Source organism: Psychrosphaera sp. B3R10 (genome assembly GCF_018861025.1).
In the GTDB taxonomy this organism is placed as follows: Bacteria; Pseudomonadota; Gammaproteobacteria; order Enterobacterales; family Alteromonadaceae; genus Psychrosphaera; species Psychrosphaera algicola.
In genome coordinates this window covers 77,981-96,776 of record NZ_JAHKQH010000024.1, presented here as the reverse complement: position 1 = coordinate 96,776, position 18,796 = coordinate 77,981, and the positions used below count along the sequence as shown (strand labels likewise).

15 protein-coding genes are annotated in these 18,796 nt (G+C 41.2%); 6 read left to right on the top strand and 9 right to left on the bottom strand.

What is annotated here, in order from left to right; genetic code table 11:
• Positions 1–10: 10 nt before the first annotated feature.
• Positions 11–910: a RimK family alpha-L-glutamate ligase gene (locus KO525_RS09240; protein ID WP_215963520.1), complete on the bottom strand. Its 900-nt coding sequence runs from the start codon at positions 908–910 to the stop codon at positions 11–13.
• A gap of 303 nt (positions 911–1,213) precedes the next feature.
• Positions 1,214–1,873, bottom strand: a complete 660-nt coding sequence (locus KO525_RS09235; RefSeq protein ID WP_215963519.1) for an NADPH-dependent FMN reductase — start codon at positions 1,871–1,873, stop codon at positions 1,214–1,216.
• A gap of 410 nt (positions 1,874–2,283) precedes the next feature.
• On the opposite strand from KO525_RS09235, the gene KO525_RS09230 reads away from it, so the two are divergent.
• Positions 2,284–2,991, top strand: coding sequence for a PEP-CTERM sorting domain-containing protein (locus KO525_RS09230; RefSeq protein ID WP_215963518.1), 708 nt, complete (start codon positions 2,284–2,286; stop codon positions 2,989–2,991).
• 119 nt (positions 2,992–3,110) lie between these two features.
• Here the strand turns inward: KO525_RS09230 and KO525_RS09225 are convergent, their stop codons facing one another.
• From KO525_RS09225 to fldB, 5 genes are all read right to left on the bottom strand, one after another.
• Entirely contained in the window at positions 3,111–4,466 is a 1,356-nt protein-coding gene (locus KO525_RS09225; RefSeq protein WP_215963517.1) for a DUF1501 domain-containing protein, read from the bottom strand.
• Between the two features lie 8 nt (positions 4,467–4,474).
• Positions 4,475–6,151 carry a DUF1800 family protein gene (locus tag KO525_RS09220; RefSeq protein WP_215963516.1) on the bottom strand — a complete coding sequence of 559 codons (1,677 nt, stop codon included), beginning with the start codon at positions 6,149–6,151 and terminating at the stop codon, positions 4,475–4,477.
• Positions 6,152–6,335: 184 nt separating this feature from the next.
• The gene (locus KO525_RS09215) at positions 6,336–6,617 is read right to left on the bottom strand and encodes a peptidylprolyl isomerase (protein WP_215963515.1); all 282 of its coding nucleotides are present in this window, start codon (positions 6,615–6,617) and stop codon (positions 6,336–6,338) included.
• A gap of 105 nt (positions 6,618–6,722) precedes the next feature.
• A complete protein-coding gene (locus KO525_RS09210) occupies positions 6,723–8,564 on the bottom strand; it encodes a DUF885 domain-containing protein (protein ID WP_252736622.1) in 1,842 nt (613 codons plus the stop codon).
• Between the two features lie 15 nt (positions 8,565–8,579).
• On the bottom strand, positions 8,580–9,104 hold the full coding sequence (gene fldB / locus KO525_RS09205; protein WP_215963514.1) for a flavodoxin FldB: 525 nt from the start codon (positions 9,102–9,104) through the stop codon (positions 8,580–8,582).
• An 80-nt stretch (positions 9,105–9,184) separates the two neighbouring features.
• Here fldB and xerD point away from each other — a divergent pair, with 80 nt between their 5' ends.
• From xerD to recJ, 3 genes are all read left to right on the top strand, one after another.
• Positions 9,185–10,087 carry a site-specific tyrosine recombinase XerD gene (gene xerD / locus KO525_RS09200; RefSeq protein WP_368668248.1) on the top strand — a complete coding sequence of 301 codons (903 nt, stop codon included), beginning with the start codon at positions 9,185–9,187 and terminating at the stop codon, positions 10,085–10,087.
• 64 nt (positions 10,088–10,151) lie between these two features.
• Complete coding sequence (dsbC, locus tag KO525_RS09195; protein WP_215963513.1) at positions 10,152–10,877, top strand: bifunctional protein-disulfide isomerase/oxidoreductase DsbC; 726 nt, start codon at positions 10,152–10,154, stop codon at positions 10,875–10,877.
• A 60-nt stretch (positions 10,878–10,937) separates the two neighbouring features.
• Entirely contained in the window at positions 10,938–12,671 is a 1,734-nt protein-coding gene (gene recJ / locus KO525_RS09190; RefSeq protein ID WP_215963512.1) for a single-stranded-DNA-specific exonuclease RecJ, read from the top strand.
• 96 nt (positions 12,672–12,767) lie between these two features.
• Here recJ and KO525_RS09185 read toward each other — a convergent pair whose 3' ends face one another.
• Both KO525_RS09185 and KO525_RS09180 read right to left on the bottom strand, forming a co-directional pair.
• Complete coding sequence (locus KO525_RS09185; RefSeq protein ID WP_215963511.1) at positions 12,768–14,264, bottom strand: Hsp70 family protein; 1,497 nt, start codon at positions 14,262–14,264, stop codon at positions 12,768–12,770.
• 149 nt (positions 14,265–14,413) lie between these two features.
• Positions 14,414–14,791 (bottom strand): VOC family protein, encoded by a 378-nt coding sequence (locus KO525_RS09180; RefSeq protein WP_215963510.1) that lies wholly within the window; start codon positions 14,789–14,791, stop codon positions 14,414–14,416.
• Between the two features lie 84 nt (positions 14,792–14,875).
• On the opposite strand from KO525_RS09180, the gene KO525_RS09175 reads away from it, so the two are divergent.
• The gene (locus KO525_RS09175) at positions 14,876–16,042 is read left to right on the top strand and encodes a lipopolysaccharide assembly protein LapB (protein ID WP_215963509.1); all 1,167 of its coding nucleotides are present in this window, start codon (positions 14,876–14,878) and stop codon (positions 16,040–16,042) included.
• 197 nt (positions 16,043–16,239) lie between these two features.
• Positions 16,240–18,729 (top strand): M1 family metallopeptidase, encoded by a 2,490-nt coding sequence (locus tag KO525_RS09170; protein ID WP_215963508.1) that lies wholly within the window; start codon positions 16,240–16,242, stop codon positions 18,727–18,729.
• Positions 18,730–18,796 lie beyond the last annotated feature (67 nt).

Sequence of the window (18,796 nt, the reverse complement as noted above, 5' to 3'; positions counted from 1 at the left end):
TTAATTCAATTTAGCTCAAAAGAGCCGTCATCCGAGTTACAAATGCTTCAGCGAATCGTTCCGCTGAAGCTGGGTCCATATTAAAATATAGGGATGGTTCAATCATCTCAGCTTCCATCAAGACAAAATCATTTTTAAACCTGATCAAATCAAGGCGCGCATACAGTGGCATTTCGTGCGTTTGTTTTATGGCAAACATGCAGTGGTCAGCACTTGCGATTAACTTAGCCTCTGGCGTGATCAATTTTAAACGTCCGCCATGTTCTTCCTGTACTCGAAAGTCCTCATCTTTTGGCGTTTTCAAAATCGCGTGGCTGTATTCACCATTAAAATAAAATAGTGAATACTCACCTTCTTCTATTACGGCAGGAACAAAAGGCTGTATCATAAAATCACGTTCACTGAATGCACTATTTAGCTGTTCAATGTCGTAACAACTTTCACTCTTTTTAAGCCAAAAGGTATTGTCGGAATTTGCACTTATTCGTGGTTTTAATACCATTTGCTCAGAACCTGACTCACTAAACCAACTGTCTAATTGCGCTTGGTTGATAGCATTATTGCCTAACCGGGACTGCCAAATGGTTGGAACTAGAGGTACACCTTGCTGTTCCAGTTGTTGCAGATAAATCTTGTCGATATTCCACTTAACCATCTCAAAGCTGTTTTCAAGTCGTGCGGTTGATTGTTCGATGTCAGTTAATACCGCCAAAAACGCGTCTGCATCTTCTTGATAATCCCAAGGCGTACGAATTAATACAACATCATATTGTGACCAGTCGACGTTTTTTTTACGCCACGATACTGTACTTGTTTGCCACCCACGAGCTAACAAATGGGGTTCGATTAGATGATCATACGCTTCAAAATCTTCCAAACTGTCCATCGACAATATTGCACAGTACTTCATACCTTTGTTCTCATAGTTCAAGCAGATTCTATTGGTTTAGATAATACCGGATGAGGCTCGTAATTACGAGGTTCAAACGCAGCGTATGAGGGCGTATTTCCTACCCTCTCGGTATGCTAAGCAAGCGACGATTTACTTTACCAAACTTACGCTTCCAATACTTAACATGCAGAACAAAACAACATTGCCTTAGTTGCTAATATTAATCGGCCCAAGTGATTTTTGGGCTCCCCTATCGAGTGCTGAGTCCGCGACAAATTAACTGACTCAAACCCTGTAGAAAATTGACCATGTCAAAAGTTATTAAGGCGCATTTCGCTCTGAAGGGCTCGATTTGAAATCACGAACAAACTTATGGGGATCTAATTCTGCTCGTTGAATTTGGGCGGCTTGTGACCACCAAACCAGTTGGTTGAGTGTTCGTTCAAAATAATTAAACCAGGAGTTTTGATCTTCGCCATCGTGCACTATTCCATTATCATCAAAAACCTTCTGAGCCTTTGGTACATGGATCATTGCTGACACTGGTAAACAGCCTAGTTCAGACAAGTAAGCTCGCATTCCGATTGCAGCCCGCATGCCACCCCACTGCCCTGCAGAATAAGTCACAATTGCGCTCGGCTTATAGGAGAACAAAGAGCTGCCAAAATGATTCAAAAGGTTAGCAAGCGCAGGACTCATTGAATGATTATATTCAGGGCTAACCATAATATACCCATCAGCACCTTCTATTTTAGCCGCTAAGTCATTGAGTTCGGTAGGCGCCTTACTTTTAGGATAAGCAAAGTGAGGCTTAAAAACGGTGTCGAGTGGGTAATCCAAAGCATCGACCAATTCAATTTCATGTTCTTCATATCGGCTTTTAAGACACGCTATTATCGCCTCAGTAACTCTTACCCCTAAACGAGCAGGCTTTGGAGGAGTACTATCACGAACCGTCCCCAAGAAAACTAAAAATTTCATACCAATCTCCATCTGATGTTAGCTATATCGTAATCACTTAAATGTGGATAAGTGAGCCGCTTCAAACGCGTAACCACCGCACTTTGTCTATTAGTACCAAATTAATCTACTTCACACCAATCGCACACAAGACCTGCACAATAAATTGCGATATTTAAAAACCCCCACTAGCGGTTGGCCAGATTTTAGTTTCTGGCGTTGATGCAGCCCAAAAAGGCTAGAAAAAATAACGATTATATAATAATCAAAAATGTGTCAGGTTATTATACAAAAATCTATTTTCCAATCCGAAAAAAAACATAACCAATTGAAATAATTACACTTTACATACTGGCATAAATCGTGATTTAAACATATTAACTTTTTAGAATTACCCATCGATTTAGATTTGGGTTATATAGGAATTACTAATGAAATTTAGATTTTTAAAAACCAGTTTAATCGGACTAATCCTCTCTGCGAATTGTTTTGTTGGTGTTAGTCATGCTGGAATTATCACTCTAGGTGATACACTTTCTGGCGGCGTTGTCGATTCTTGGCAGTCCATAATGATTATCAATGAGTATGATGCCTATACAAATACTTCAGGCGCTGACGAACTTGTCACTTTAAATAATTTTAATTTCACTGTTGGAAATAACCGTGGCCAGGTAACACCTTTTGTTGTAAAAATTAATAATGCAGCGTCCAATGATTTTACGATTATGGCTATTGGTGATACACGATATTCAGGTGTTGATTATTTTAGTACAGGTAACCTAAGTTTAGATTTCTCCACTACTTTGAGCCAATTTAGCTTAGCGGCAGGTGAAACTATCACTTCTGGTTTTCTAGATGCCGACGTTAACGGCGTTAGCGCTGGTAGCGTAATCCCTTATATCGGCGGTGACCCGGTATTTTTAACTGGCGGTGGTAGTAATAATCATTCTGGTAATTTAAGTCAAGGTGTTGGAAATGCACCAACATTCGGTTCAAGCACTTATCATAATGGCTTAGGTCGTAATTATAGTTACAACATTACTGCTGAAATAAACGCAGTTCCAGAGCCGACTTCACTGGCTATATTCGCAATGGGGTTGATTGGTTTAGTATCGCTTCGATCTAAAAAACAAGCTTAATAATTACTACAAGTTTTTGAGAAAACACCAATCAGTTTGATTGGTGTTTTTTTATGTTCTCGATTTTGAAAAAGCGCAATAACCACCGTTTAGACATAAAACGGCGTCGGGTAGAATCCTCACCCCATAAATCCGAGATCGGCCAAGTCAAACCGGCTCAGATGTGGGAATACCATGGCAATTTCGGCATCTGATAATCCAAACCATTTAGCTAATGTTGCAGAATACTGCTCACTTGCGGTGGTGGGAATAATTCGACCATCGCCGTAATCGTCCTCGCTGTTTAACTCCAGTGATGGCATTTGGCCATAAAGTTGGCCGCCATTGACCGCTCCGCCCATAACCATTTGATGCCCGCCCCAACCGTGGTCAGTTCCGTCGCCATTGCTGGTTAAGGTCCGTCCAAATTCAGACATGGTAAATGTCGTTACGTTATCGTTAACCCCCAATTCAACAAGCGCTTTGTTTAGTGAATTTAAACCGTTAGATAATTGTGCTAAAAGTTCAGGGTGAGCGTCGTTTTGTCGGTCGTGGGTATCCCAACCTCCTAGTCCTACAAAAAAGACCTGACGTTGCATCGACAAAGTTTCACGGGCACTGATCATCTTAGTGACCATGTGCAGTTCGTCTTCAAATCGATTGTCGTTAAATGTCGACGTTAATCTTGGTATCGACTCTAATCCTTGGTTTATCACCAATGCGTTACTACGTGCGCGATTGACAATATCACGATAGGCTCCGCCTATTTTATGCTTGTCCATGGCGATGAGTTGGTCGAATACCGCTATGCGTTTATCGTTCCAATTATGTCTTGGGTCTAAACCTCCAAACATATCTGCGCCATCAGCGGTAATGCCATAAGAAGGTTTAGTTTCTCCAGTTTGCAATACGTTATTGCCCGCAAGGGAAATGTTCAATGGGATTGGACTTGCTGGATTGACATCCGATAATAAGTCAGCGATACGTCCCGCCCAACCTGATAAACCGGTTAAGTTGTTGTCGGCCCGCTCCCATAACTTTTGTTGGTCGTTATGGGAAAATAATTGCGGTGGCAAAGATGCGGTTTTAGCTTTAATTTCAGACTTATTCACGCGCGCTTCAAGTGGCCCAACATTGTTGATCCAAGCGAGCTGCTGGTTATGAAATAAATCAGCAATGGGTGTCATATAGTCCGGAACACCCAAGCTATAGGGCAGTGACGAAGTTGTATTCAATGAAATAAGTGATTCTTGAGGTACAGCAAGGTTTTGTCTTACAACCGAATACCGACCATAATCTGATGACTCGGTTGGCACCAACATATTGTAAGAGTCGTTGCCACCATATAAAAACACACAGATTAACGCTTTGTAGTCATCAAAACGTTGCTGTTGAGCAAACGTATTGAGCAACTTCATTTGCCCTGCGGTTGCGCCAAACGTTGTTGCCCCCACACCCGCGGCCAGCAATGATTTTAGTAATGCTCGACGATCCATGGAAACTCCTATCGTATGACCGAATATTGAGGTGAAGACATGATTAGAAAGATAATATTAGAGATCCTTTCATGGGTTGGAGCCCATTCAAGTTCACCATAATAATCCACCAGTAGATCAATGGCGTCGGTCGTTAATATGTCGCCGGTTAAAATTAGGTTTAGTTGCTCAATGATTTGCCTTGGATCACTTTCAGCTAATGGGACATATTCGGTAAGATCAATCCAAAGCTGTTGCCGTTTATCTTCTTCTATTTCACTAAAATCCCCACTGAATGCGTGCCACATACCAAGCCATGCGACAAAGTTCGACGTATGAGTTACTGCCGTTTCAGTTGCTATTTGTAGCTCTGGGGCTACTAAACCTGTAGCGTTTTTTAAGGACGGTGGGCTGTAATCTGGACGGTAAAAATTAAAAACTGACGCCGATGCTAATGGCGCTTGATTAAAATAATAGTCAGGCCATCCCATATCGATAATTTCATTGTCGGTTGTTAGATTAAACGCTCGCCATAAATGGGTAGCCTTTAAAATAGGTTCACGCATTTTACCGAAGGTATCTGGTGCACTAATATGCCCGTTGATCGCTTCCTCATCTAAAATAAGGGCTTTCACAACTGCTTTTAAGTCACCTCGTTCGCCAGCGCCATTGTCGATAAAAACATTCGCAATTCGCTCAACATACGCAGGTGTTGGATTGCTGGTAATAAATTTTTGGATCAGTTGTTTAGCAATAAACGGCGCAACATTAGGGTGATTAAACAGCGCATCTAGCGCAGTTTTTAAATCTTGTTCTGCGGTTTGATTAGCGGGTAACAAAACACCGCTAAATAACGCTTTTTCAGCAGTGTCATGAAAGGCCTGAACCGGCACCATAGTGCCGTAAAGATCTTGATTATCCCACCAGCGAAACCAAGTATCTTCCGTAGTACCATTGTAATGCCAGCCAGTAAATACATGGGCAAAACCTTTTATTGTGGCCTGATCGTAGGTCGATATCGGAGCCCCATTTTCGTCAAGTTTGATGCTACCGTCATTTTCCAGCTCAACCAAACCAATCGTAAATAATTGCATTACTTCTCTGGCATAGTTTTCATCAGGACGAATATTGCGGGAAGTATCTGGTTTTTCATTACCTAACATGCTGAGATAAATGCCCATTGCAGGAGACAAAGTAACGGCTTCTAATAGGTCTCGGTAATTACCAAAAGCATGGGTGACGAGCAGGTCATAATAATTAGCGACCGCTTTGGGGTCGTTGCCTAAAACATCGTTAAACTCTGAGATAACAAAAATCTCGCTAAGAACAAATGCCATACGCTGTCGTAACTGATCAGGGGCATAGATGGCTCGTTCAAACCAAGCTGCCATCCGGTACTTTCGCCAAAAATCTTCGCGGTCAGAAAACGGCTCTATTAAAGGAACATGCAAAGATGGCGTAACGTCAAATTGTTCTTCTAACCAAGCTTTACGATTAATCTCAACTAAGTAGTTTATATCTTCGAGTGTGGCACCAAATGTGAGCTGGTTAAGCAGGCGAGACGCATTTGCCGCATTGATAGGAGATTCAGGCTCAGGGATGATCTTTACAACAGGTTCGGTGTTAGATTTACTTGAGTTATCGCCGCAACTGATAAGTAATAATATTATGCTTAACGGCATAATAAATTTTAATTTGGTCGTCATAAACAGCGCCATTACAGCAGACTCCTTCCAATATGGTTGCTGTAATTGAGACTAACGGTTCATCTCAGAATGTCAAATTTTAACCTTGATGCAAATTCGCTCAGGTTGCTCTAACGTCTAATGCCACTCTAAATTTACTTAGTGATATCAGCATGATGCCTTGGGTAAGTGACCCCTTATCGAATTATTTACTACGATAAACCGTTTTGATCAGATGGAAGCCAAACTTTGTTTTTACCGGTCCGTGCACTTCTAACAAAGACTTTTTAAAAACAACATCGTCAAACGCTTTAACCATATCGCCTTGACCAAATTCGCCAAGGTCACCGCCTTTTTTGCGCGACGGACAAATAGAATGCTTCTTTGCCATTTCTTGAAAATGAGCGCCGTTGTTTAATTGCTGTTTAATTTTTATCGCTTCTTCTTTGGTTTTCACCAAAATATGATAAGCCGATGCACGTGCCATTTATCTCTCTCTTAATTTTAAAACAATTTATTTTGCATACTTGTTTGATTTAAATGGGAGTTTGTCAGAAGAGCAATTCACTCTCCTGACATTTACCCATTTAAGCTATTTATGCGACGCTACGTAGTCGTCAAACATCAATTTACGAATAATTGGCACCGGTGCGCTACCATAACTTAAAAATTGATTGTGGAAATCAACAAGGCTAAATTTGTCGCCCGTCGCTTCTTTCAATTCTTCGCGCAATTGGTAAATTTCCGAATACCCGGTGAAATAACTTGTTAACTGCACCTGAGACAAGGTCGCTCTGCGCCATTTTCCCTGCGCTTCAGCCTGTTCTTGGAACGCTTGATTTACCATCATGTCCATGGCTTGCTTTTCGTCTATGCCTAGCACCTGAATGCTGTAATCAAGAATTGAGTTCATGATCACGCGTAAGTTCCATTTGTAGTACATCAACCAAAGTTCTGGTTCAAAGTCGCCGTACCCTTCTTCTAACATCATGCGTTCAGTATAGACTGCCCAACCTTCAACCATAGCGCCGTTACCAAAAATAGCTTTAACTAGGCTTTTCGACTTGTTGCTATGAACTAACTGAGTGTAATGACCTGGGACAGCTTCGTGAATATTTAAGACTTGCAACAACCAGTGATTGTATTCACGTAAGTAGCTTTCCGCGCCTTCATCGTCCATGTTATCCAGTGGTGTTACGTTGTAATACGTATTTGCTTCAGCGTCATATGGCCCAGGTGCATTAATAGATGCTCCGGCAAAACCACGCTGATACTTAGGTGTTTCACGTACGACAAGCGGTTTGTCTTTGTCCATCGTAATTAGGTTATGTTCCATCACAAAAGCTTCTAGCTCTGGGATTTGCTCACGAATACTTGATACAAATTCATCACGTTTAACATGTTTGACTGAGACATGATCAATTAAGGTTTTGATCTTAATTAGTGAGTCAGAAGGTGCTGTTTTATTAGGGAAATATTTGGGCCAAAGCGTATCGGCAATTTTAGCCATTTCTTTGTGAACTCGAGATTTCTCAGACACCGCTTTATCAAACAATTGTTTGGCTGTGTAACCTGAGAAGATATCTAACTCAAACTTTTTGTCATAGAGTTTTTTGCCAATACGAAAGTCACGCGTTTTTGGGTCCGCTTTTAATTTCGGCAACAACTGCTCTAGATGCTGAATATAACCATTAATCGCCGTCGTTGTTTTTTGCAATGCTAAGTCAAAATCAGCTTTGTCCTGGGCACTGAGTTCCGACCCATGAACTTGGTCTTTAATCGCGCCTTCAAATAAGCCCAACGCCCCTTTATTTTGCTGAATAGCAAGCTCCGTATGGGTAACTGTTGGTGAGGTTAAGTTATTAATCGCCGCTTCATAATAGGCAGGAATATTTTCCATGCGCTTGATAATGGTTTTGAGTCGATCATTCAACGGTTTGTAATCGGTATTTAAGATCACGCCAAAACCACCGGCCACGTTATAATTAGATGGGTCCCAAGTATCAGCCTTTAACGACTCATACCACCAAATATAAGACTCTAATTGGTTTTTAAGAATGTAATAATCACTGGCGTAACGTGGCGACAATTTGTCCACATTAAATTGCTCAAGCGCTTTTAATTCAGCTCGGTACACGTTCAGCTCTTTGGCCATTTTCAGTTTGTTTGGCACCGGCAAGCTGTCATCGTATTTGTAATAACCGACATAAACTGCGTAGGTTGGATTTAATTGCCAGAAACGCTCTATAAAAGCTTCACTGTATTGTGCAAATGCCTTATCAAGTTGTTCAGTGCTGTCAGGTAACTGCGCGACTGCAGACTTAACTTCGCTTGCTGTACCGCCTAAACCAACGGCATTGCAGCCCACAAGGCCAACAGTCGCACACATCATTGCGACCTTGGTAAGATTTTTAACGTTAACTAAATTTATCATATCCCTTTATTCCTATTAGGCGAGTTCTGTCAGCAGTTGTTCACACCACTGGCTAATTCGTAATTCAGACTTATCGTATTGCCCTTCATCATCAAGAGCTAAACCAACAAAATGACTTTGGTCTTCAGTTAATGCTTTTGACGCAATAAAGTCATACTCATCAGAGTTTGGCCAATATCCAATGGGAGATGCGCCCTGGGCTACCACAACATCGTGTAACATACCGAGTGCATCTTGGAACCACTCAGCATAACCATCTTGGTCGCCAAGGCCAAACAGTGCAACCGTTTTATTATTAAGCTCAAGTGTCTCAATATCTTGCCACTTAGCTTCCCAATCTTCCTGTAACTCACCAAAATCCCACGTCGATATGCCTAATATAAGTAAGTCATATTCTGTGATGTGATCAAACCCGTTGTCTTTGATGTTGTACAAATCAACTAACTCGAAACCAAACAATTCGTTAAGTTTTAGTTGTATTTTTTCTGCGGCCATTTCGGTATAACAAGTTGTTGAGCCATAGAACAAGCCAATCTTCATTACGTTTCTCTTTAAAAAGGCTATGAAATTGCCGGCAAGTCTAGCAAAATGCCTTTAAACAAAGAAGTCGAATCATTATTGTGGATCATAAAAACCAACAGCTACCAGACGAAATCGATCTGTTTTTGCAACATCTTTGGTTAGAAAAAGGCCTTAGTGACAATACGTTGTCGGCTTACAAAACCGATCTGCTCAAATTTCATCAATTTATCGAGGCACAAAATACCGATTTATTGCAATGCGATGAATTTACTATTGAGTCTTATTTAGCACACCGAACCGACCTTGGCTTAAAACCACGTTCTACTGCCAGATCGCTAAGCGCAATTAAGCGATTTTTTCTATTTTTAGTTGCCACCAAAACCCGCGCAACTAACCCAACGGCGATGACGCAAGCGCCAAAGTTGGGTCAAACCTTACCAAGTGTTTTGTCCGAACAAGACGTCGAGTCCCTTCTTAACTGCCAACAACACGACATCGCTATTGAACTCAGAGACAAGGTCATGCTTGAATTACTTTATGCGACGGGCCTGCGCGTTACCGAATTAGTGTCATTAAAATTAGGTAATATTAGCTTGATGCAAAATGTGGTTCGAGTAATTGGTAAAGGTCAAAAAGAACGTTTAGTGCCTATGGGAGAAATTGCCGCTGAATGGCTTGCTGTCTATTTAAAAGAAGGCCGGCCAGAGTTGCTAACAACCCCCTCTGACGTAGTTTTCCCCTCCCGGCGCGGGCAACAAATGACCCGACAAACCTTTTGGCACCGAATTAAAGAATATGCCATCCGAGCTGGGATCCGTGGTCATCTATCCCCCCATACTTTACGTCATGCATTCGCAACTCACCTGTTAAATCATGGCGCTGACCTTAGAGTTGTGCAAATGTTGCTAGGCCATAGTGATTTATCAACCACACAAATATATACTCATGTTGCAAAAGAAAGGTTAAAATCCTTACATCGTGACCATCACCCTCGCGGATAATTATTCGGAAACTATTTTCGGATTATCCGGTCATATAGGTATTACCGGAATAACAGGAATTAAAATGAAGTTGTTAAAGTCTCTAATCGTCACCAGTGTTATTACTATTAGCTTGTTAATTGCCAATACAGTTCAAGCAGCACCATCTAATGTCGATGCCAAAATTCAGGCAAAAATGTTGAAATTAGGTTTAGTTGCTTCAAAAATTGAAGATGCTCCCGTAAAAGGTTTAAAACAAATTTATACCAACCGCGGTGTATTCTATATGTCTGAAGATACCCAATTTTTTATTGCAGGACGATTATTTGATACCGACGACAACATGACGAACCTGACAGAAACCGCGCTAAGTTCATTGCGTATTGATGGCATGAAAGAATTTAAAGATTCGATGATCGTATTTCCAGCGAAAAACGAAAAAGCCCAAATCACAGTATTTACCGATACAACCTGTGGTTACTGTCGTAAGTTACACGCCCAAATCGACGATTATAATGATTTAGGTATTACCGTTAATTATTTAGCGTTTCCTCGAGGCGGACTGAACAGCCGTTCGTTTGAAGATATCAGTGCGGTTTGGTGTTCTAAAGACCAAAAGCAAGCCATGACTGACGCAAAGGCAGGTTCAAAAGTGGCTAAAGCGTTATGTAGCGCTCCTATCGCTGGTCACTATAATTTAGGTCAAGCAGCCGGTGTAACAGGCACTCCAGCCATTATGTTTGAAGATGGTACTATGATCCCAGGTTACAAGCCGCCTAGCGAATTAGCACAGATTTTAGAACTCAACTAATTACTAAAGTTACACAATTTTTTACCAGTCACGCCAATAAACGGCGTGACTTAGGATCCCATGTTAAATATCAAACGTCGTGACATTGACGCTCCGTCTGTCGGTCTCGAACAATTACACCCAGTCATTCAACGCATTTACCGCGGCCGCGGTATTACTGATATTGCCGATATCAAACGCAGTGCCGGTCAACTGCTACCCGTTTCGTCAATGAAAGGCATAGATGTCGCCTGCCAACTATTGTTTGATGTACTAAAAAAGCAACAACGAATTACTATTGTTGGTGACTTCGACGCAGATGGTGCGACAAGTACAGCGTTGATGATGCTTGGTCTTGCCAAGCTTGGGTTTCAAAACGTTAAGTATAATGTCCCTAATCGATTTGATTACGGCTATGGTTTAAGTCCGCAATTGGCAACAGAAGTGGTCAATGATGGTACCGATGTAATCATCACGGTGGACAATGGTATTTCGTGTTTAGAAGGTATCGAAATCGCCAAGGCCGCTGGAGTTAAAGTGGTGGTTACCGACCACCACTTACCGGGTAAACAGCTTCCTAATGCCGATGCTATTGTTAATCCCAATCAACCAGATTGTGAGTTTGCCAGTAAAAATTTGGCCGGGGTTGGCGTCGCGTTTTATTTACTATTAGGTCTTCGCCATCATTTACGCCAACAGGATTGGTTTGCATCTCAGAATATCTCTGAGCCTAATATGGCAGAGTTTATTGACCTAGTAGCGTTAGGTACGGTTGCCGACGTAGTACCTCTTGATAGCAACAATCGTATTTTGGTTCATCAAGGACTCGCTCGAATTAAAAAAGGGGTATGTCGCCCTGGTATTAAAGCCCTGTTGCAAATTGCAAATAAAGAGCTGACGCAAGTTAAGTCCACAGATTTTGGTTTTGTTATTGGGCCAAGGCTTAATGCCGCGGGGCGCCTTGACGATATGGCTTATGGCATACGCTGTTTGTTAACCGAAAACTACGGCCAGGCATTAAAAATCGCCGAGGACTTAAACGGCTTGAATACTGAACGTAAAGAAATTGAGCAAGGCATGCGTATTGAGGCAGAAGCGGCTGTGAATACCCTGCAACTTAAAGACGGTGACTTGCCTAATGGTATTTGTGTCTTTGCACCAGATTGGCATCAAGGTGTGATAGGTATTGTCGCGGGGCGCGTAAAAGACAAGTATTACCGCCCTACCGTGGCTTTTGCATTAGGTGATGGTGAAGGTGAAAACCAACAAATTAAGGGTTCTGCGCGGTCGATTCAAGGCATACATATTCGTGATGTGTTAGACCAAGTCAATACTCAAAATCCGGGGTTAATTGGTAAGTTTGGGGGTCATGCTATGGCCGCTGGTCTAAGTTTACCCCTTAAAAACCTTGAAGCGTTCAAAATTGAATTTAATCGAATTTTAACCCAACATCTATCTGAAGAAGTGTTGACTCAGGTGACATTAACTGATGGCGAATTGCCAAGTGATTGTTTTACCACAGAGTTTAGTCAACAGCTTAACCTAGCAGGACCTTGGGGTCAGGGGTTTGCCGAGCCGACATTTGACGATAAATTTGACGTAATTAGTCATCGAATTGTTGGTGCAAAACATCTAAAACTCGTTTTAACCAATGAGACCGGTATCGTCATCGATGCCATTCATTTTAATTGTGACTTAGGCGTTTGGCCTAACAACTCGATTCGACAAGTCCGTGTGGTGTATCAATTGGATATCAATGAGTTTAGAGGAAATCGAACCTTACAACTGATTGCCAGTGAAGTCGCGCCGCTTTAAATTGAAAAAAAAGAGTGAAGCTCGCAGCTCCTAACATAGACGTTATTACACATAAAAGCTGGCTAATACATACTTAGCCAGCCCAAAAACATTAAGTTAAAGTCGTGTTGCTTGAATGCTTAAGCCTTCAGAAATCGATTTAAACGCATCGGCTTCAACAACAGGCAAGTTTGGAAACATCGCTTTGATTTCAGCTTGTACTACCGGCGACAAACTCATGCCCCCTGTAATAAACAGTATTTCTGGCTGTTCAGGACTTTTCTTCAAACATTCTGTGATCAATGACTTTACACGCGCCATCCAACCAATCATCGAACGTTTTAAATCTGCTTCAGTTAATTCAACCTGGTATTGAGGATCGATATATTTAAGCGGCAAGACAATGTGTGGTTTTGCCGACAACATCTCTTTTGCTAATCGCGAAGAGTTAACTAAACGAGCCGACAACTTTTCTTCTTGCACCGTTAACAACTTCTCTAATTTCTCAGGTTCTTTGGCTACCGACATCGTTTGCGCGATTTCTAATCCCATCTCGTCAGAGAAAAAGCTGTTTAAACGAGGAATGTCGTCTACTGCAACCATGTCATTGTAATACAGAGGAGGTACTGGAATACCATTTGTGGTTTCAGAGCCTAACCCCATAGATGGAGCAATGGATTTTAAAATTAAGTTTTTATCACATTCCATCCCACCTAACCGAGTGCCGGTTACTGACAATACATCCTGCTGTCGGTCATATTGATGTTGCTGTTGCGTACCTAAACGAATTAAACAAATATCCGTTGTACCGCCACCGATATCCACCACCAGCGCGACTTTTTCTTCAGTTAATTGCTGTTCAATACGGTATGCCGCGGCAATAGGCTCTTCTAGGAAATCTATCTTTTTAAATCCGGCTAAGGTAGCCGCATCTCGCATAATGCTAATGGCTTGCTGGTTTCCATCTTCGCCACGAGTTCCGTGGTATTTTACCGGACGACCAACAACAGCCCCCTCTACCGTCTTGCCCAGTTGCGCTTCCGCCTTGCTTTTAAAAAAACCAAGTTGTTTGGCAATAAGACCAACAAAGGCATCTCGTTGACCTGACAGTAAACTTGCTCCTAAGAAATTTTTAGGTGAGTAAATCAAACGGCCTTTTTCAGGTGTTTTTAAATACTGTTTAAAGCCAGCTTCACCGAATAGAAATGTACCGGTTTCAACCATTTTATAAAGTGGCAAGTCATCTACTGATTGATGTTTTAATAACTCATTAATCGCGCGACGTTGTAACTTAGGGGTATTATGGAATTCACCACGAAGTTGGTCAATTTGAGTTAAATAGCGACGTTGCTCCGCAGGCGTTGTGGCTTCTTCATATTTGTCTTTGGCTTTATCAAGCTGCGCTGAAATACCACGTTTGATGTGCTGAACTTTTTCTTCAATCACCTCAACCGGAGGCATTGGTAAATCGTCTTCATAATAAATAAAAACTGAAGAACGAATTTTAAAAGGGGTTTTTGAGTCAGAATCAAGCTCAACAAATTGGTGGTGCTTGCCGTCAGATAATACAACTTCAGAGTTAGACGTGCCGTAATCAATCCCAATGGTAACCATGCTGATAATAGTCTCTTCGTGTTAGCGCAAAAAATTAGGAAGCGATTCTACTAAAACAAGGTGAAAAGACCATTAAAATTTCAAATTGATTGCGGCATTAATCAATATTTAAAAGCGAAAACCGATTTGCATAAATTGTTCGATTTGCTTTACATCGCTTGCCACAACTCAATTTTATTGCCTTCAGGGTCTGCAAACCAGCCAAACTTGCCGTAATCGAACTCTTCAGGTTCACCAATTAAGGTGCCTCCATTTTGTTTTACATTAGCCAATACGCCATATAAATCATCCACTAAGAAATTAATTAAAAAACCCTGCTGTTGCGATTTACCCGGTACATCAAAATAATCGGTTGTCGATTTAAATAATGAAAACGCGGTATACGCATTTTTAGGGATTTTGTCCGGCGCAAACGTCGCACCATATTCGCCTATTTCTATACCTAAAACCTCCTGATACCAACGATTCAGATTTTCTGTGTCATTTGCCTTAAAAAACACGCCACCTATCCCAACAACTTTTGCCATTTTGGTCATTCCCGACTAATACTTAATTATACGTTTGTTACAGCGTAGCTAACTGTTTCTCATTTGGAAACTAGGGAGTGATATATGAACCACATAAAGTACGCCATACTCATTTTTTCGTGTGTTTTAATGTATGGATGCGCAACACACACACCTATATTTAAAGCAAAAGCCCCTAAAAATATCTATTTAGATCATGAGTTTGGAGCAGCACCGGCACTGGAAACTGAGCAGGAAATTTTCAAAATTACTGAACAGATGGAACGTTACGTCTACCTACGTCTCAAGCCAATTCGTGACATACCAGCAAGAACCAAAAAAATGATCCAAGATCTCTTTGACCCCAATCAACTAGATATTCGATACGTACACAATGCCGACTTAACTGCCTCAGAAGCCTTTGAACAGGGAGCCGCCAACTGTTTGTCACTTACAATTCTGTCTTATGTTTTAGCCCAAGAAGCAAGAATGGAAGCCAAGTTCATGGATGTCAAAGTGCAGGAAAACTGGACTTACAACAATGGTGTCCGCATGTTAAATGGCCATGTAAATTTGCATATCAAAGAGCCGATCATTCATTCTATCCTACTTAAAAATGAGTCAACTTATGTCGTCGACTTCTTACCAATGTTAAATGGTCCAAAAAGATCGTCTAAAAGGTTATATAAAAATGACATTATCGCCCTTTTTTACAATAACAAAGGTGCTAACGCTTTGGTTAATAACGAATTAAACAAAGCATACCATTACTTTAAACAAGCAACCATTTTGGCCCCCACAATCACAGAGTCCTGGGGTAATCTTGCGAGTTTGTACACACGTAAAGGCTTTATTGCTGAAACTGAAACCATATTGCAATACGCATCTAGTATCGATAAAAGCAATTTAAATCTGCAAGAGAGCCTAGCGTACCTTTATCAAAGTACGGGTCGTCAAGAACTTGCCAACGACTTGTTTGCCAAAATTCGAAAAGTACGAACTAAAAACCCTTACTATTTCGCAATGTTAGCTAAGACCTCATTTGACAAAGGGCATTATCGTGCCTCTATCAGTCATTTCAAAAAGGCGTTAAAGCTAAATAATCAAGAGCATCAGTTTTTATTTGGACTGGCACAAAATTATTGGCAATTAGGTGAGCATAAACGTGCTAATTATTATTTAGAACGCGCGCGTTCATTAGCGGATGATTATCTCGATAAAGAAAAATACGAGAGTAAAATTTATGCGCTACAAAATATGAAAATGCGCTAGTTTTGAACTCTAGAGTCAAGGCGAGTTAAAGCTGTATAAAATACATACAACCTAGCTAGCCTTACTTTCCCTTCTGTTCATATTCACGATGAACAACCTAACCAACACGTTAAGAGTCCTTTAATCCTCATTCCAGTTTGTTAAAATTTTGTACAAAATCAAGCCCCTGAAACCAAACTGAACCACCTAGAGGTAACATGACTAGTAGTAGCAGTAAATTGATCCACGTCCTTTGCATATCATTTGCATTAACAACGGCAATTATTACAAGCACAGATGCATTCGCATCTGCAGTTAAACAAACCAAAGGTGATTTCGAAGACAAATTCCGTCAATTAGACGAAATCTTACCGACCCCAAATGTTTATCGAGCAGCCACTGGCGAAGCCGGTGAAAAATATTGGCAACAACAAGTCAACTACGACATAAAAGTTAAACTTGATGAAGACAAACGCAGGTTAGACGCGAAACAAACGATTGAGTACCAAAACAACTCTCCGTATACCCTTCGCTATCTGTGGTTGCAACTTGAACAGAATAAATACAAAGCGGATTCAATTGCCGAAGCGGGGACGTCATTTGCTGGAATTGGCCGCAGAGGTCCAGCGACTTCAGCCGGCGATGCAAACACGCCAGCTAAATTGAGCCTAGGTGAATTGCGTCGTCAACAATTTTTGACCGACCATGAATTAGGTTACGACGTATTGTCAGTTTCAGATAGTGATGGCAAACCGCTTAAGATGACGGTCGTCGGCACAAACTTACGTGTTGATCTTAAGCGTCCATTAAAACCGGGTAAATCAACAACAATCAAGATGAACTTTGGTTTTAATATTGTTGAAGAAGATGCTGTATCTGCTCGAGCGGGTTACGAACACTTCCCAGACGACGCTCGTAAAGGCGGCAATGACATATTTTTGCTAGCGCAGTGGTTTCCACGTTTACATGCATTTAGTGACTATGAAGGTTGGCACAACAAAGAGTTTATTGGCCGTGGCGAATTTACTCTAGAATTTGGCGACTACAACGTTGAAATCACAGTTCCAGCTGACCACATTGTATCAGCGACAGGCGAACTTGATAATCCAAAAGACGTGTTAACTAAAACTCAACGTAAACGTTTTGAGAAAGCGAAAAATGCTGAGCGTCCGGTATTTATTGTTACAGCAGAAGAAGCACTTGAAAACGAAAAAGAAGGTACATCAAAGTCTAAAACATGGCGCTTTGAAGCAGAAAACGTACGAGACTTTGCCTGGGCATCTTCACGTAAATTTATGTGGGATGCTAAAGGTTATCACCAAGGTGGCGATGACCAGCCATTAGTCATGGCGATGTCGTTTTACCCGAAAGAAGGTGGCGAACTTTGGGAGAAATATTCTACTGAAGCCGTTGTTCATACAATGGAAGTCTACTCAAAGTATTCATTCGATTATCCATACCCTACAGCGCAATCAGTAAATGGACCGGTTGGGGGTATGGAATACCCAATGATCACATTTAATGGTCCACGGACGACTTTGCAAAAAGATGGCAGTCGTACTTATACACAGGCAGAAAAACGCTTTCTAATTGGCGTCGTAATCCATGAAATCGGTCATATTTATTTCCCAATGACAGTTAACTCAGACGAACGCCAATGGACTTGGATGGATGAAGGTCTTAATAGCTTTTTAGATGCGATCGCTTGTCGTGAGTGGGATCCTACAATTCCATGGGGTGTTGAACCTCGTTATATCACTGATTACATGAAAGGCAATGTGCAAGTGCCAATCATGACGCAATCAGACAGTGTATTAAAACTAGGTCCAAATGCTTACTCAAAACCGGCGGCTGCACTTAATATTCTTCGTGAAGTTATCTTAGGCCGTGATCTTTTTGACTTTGCATTTAAAGAATACGCGCAACGTTGGAAGTTTAAACGCCCGACTCCATCTGACTTTTTTAGAACCATGGAAGAGGCTTCTGGTGTCGATTTAGATTGGTTTTGGCATGGTTGGTTCTATACAACTGACCACGTTGATATCGCAATTGAGAGCGTATACCAATTACGTTTAGACACTCAAAATCCAGATATTGATTACGCTCGTTTACGCGACATAGAAAATGACAAGCCAACACCATTGTTTGAAGTACGTAATCAACAAGAAGGTAAAACGACTTGGGTTGACGCCAACAAAGACGTGACCGATTTTTACGACGAAAACGACCGATTTACCGTGACAAATAAAGAACGCAACAAATATCAAAAATGGTTGAAGGAACTTAAACCTTGGGAAAAAGCGACTTTTGAACGCGCTGTAGCAGAAGATAAAAACTATTATGTTATCGACTTCTCTAACCTCGGTGGCTTAGTTATGCCTATCTTGCTTGAGTTGACGTTTGAAGATGGTTCAATTGAACAACAATATATTCCAGCCGAAATTTGGCGACGCACACCAAAAGCCGTTAAGAAGCTTATCGTGACGGATAAATCGAAGAAGCTGGCAAGTGTGCAAATTGATCCACATTGGGAAACGGCTGACGTTGATATAGCAAACAACCGTTACCCACAACAGTTTATCAAATCACGTGTTGAAGCTTACAAAAGCAAAAAGCGCGATGGCAAAGTGTATCGTGATATCATGCAAGACATAAAAACTGAACTTAAAACTGAGAAAAAATCTGACGACAATACGTCTGACGAATAAACCCTTTGGTTTTAACTATCGTTAGTAATCTGTGTTTAAAGATGTGTTATTAACGATTGTTTTTAAT

Excerpts from the sequence above, each read along its gene's own strand:
- KO525_RS09175 (WP_215963509.1), top strand. The coding sequence starts at position 14,876 with ATGAACCACATAAAGTACGCCATACTCATTTTTTCGTGTGTTTTAATG.
- KO525_RS09220 (WP_215963516.1), bottom strand. The coding sequence starts at position 6,151 with ATGACGACCAAATTAAAATTTATTATGCCGTTAAGCATAATATTATTA.
- KO525_RS09180 (WP_215963510.1), bottom strand. The coding sequence starts at position 14,791 with ATGGCAAAAGTTGTTGGGATAGGTGGCGTGTTTTTTAAGGCAAATGAC.
- KO525_RS09235 (WP_215963519.1), bottom strand. The coding sequence starts at position 1,873 with ATGAAATTTTTAGTTTTCTTGGGGACGGTTCGTGATAGTACTCCTCCA.
- fldB (WP_215963514.1), bottom strand. The coding sequence starts at position 9,104 with ATGAAGATTGGCTTGTTCTATGGCTCAACAACTTGTTATACCGAAATG.
- KO525_RS09225 (WP_215963517.1), bottom strand. The coding sequence starts at position 4,466 with ATGGATCGTCGAGCATTACTAAAATCATTGCTGGCCGCGGGTGTGGGG.
- KO525_RS09240 (WP_215963520.1), bottom strand. The coding sequence starts at position 910 with ATGAAGTACTGTGCAATATTGTCGATGGACAGTTTGGAAGATTTTGAA.
- KO525_RS09215 (WP_215963515.1), bottom strand. The coding sequence starts at position 6,617 with ATGGCACGTGCATCGGCTTATCATATTTTGGTGAAAACCAAAGAAGAA.
- KO525_RS09210 (WP_252736622.1), bottom strand. The coding sequence starts at position 8,564 with ATGATAAATTTAGTTAACGTTAAAAATCTTACCAAGGTCGCAATGATG.
- recJ (WP_215963512.1), top strand. The coding sequence starts at position 10,938 with ATGTTAAATATCAAACGTCGTGACATTGACGCTCCGTCTGTCGGTCTC.
- KO525_RS09170 (WP_215963508.1), top strand. The coding sequence starts at position 16,240 with ATGACTAGTAGTAGCAGTAAATTGATCCACGTCCTTTGCATATCATTT.
- KO525_RS09185 (WP_215963511.1), bottom strand. The coding sequence starts at position 14,264 with ATGGTTACCATTGGGATTGATTACGGCACGTCTAACTCTGAAGTTGTA.
- dsbC (WP_215963513.1), top strand. The coding sequence starts at position 10,152 with ATGAAGTTGTTAAAGTCTCTAATCGTCACCAGTGTTATTACTATTAGC.
- KO525_RS09230 (WP_215963518.1), top strand. The coding sequence starts at position 2,284 with ATGAAATTTAGATTTTTAAAAACCAGTTTAATCGGACTAATCCTCTCT.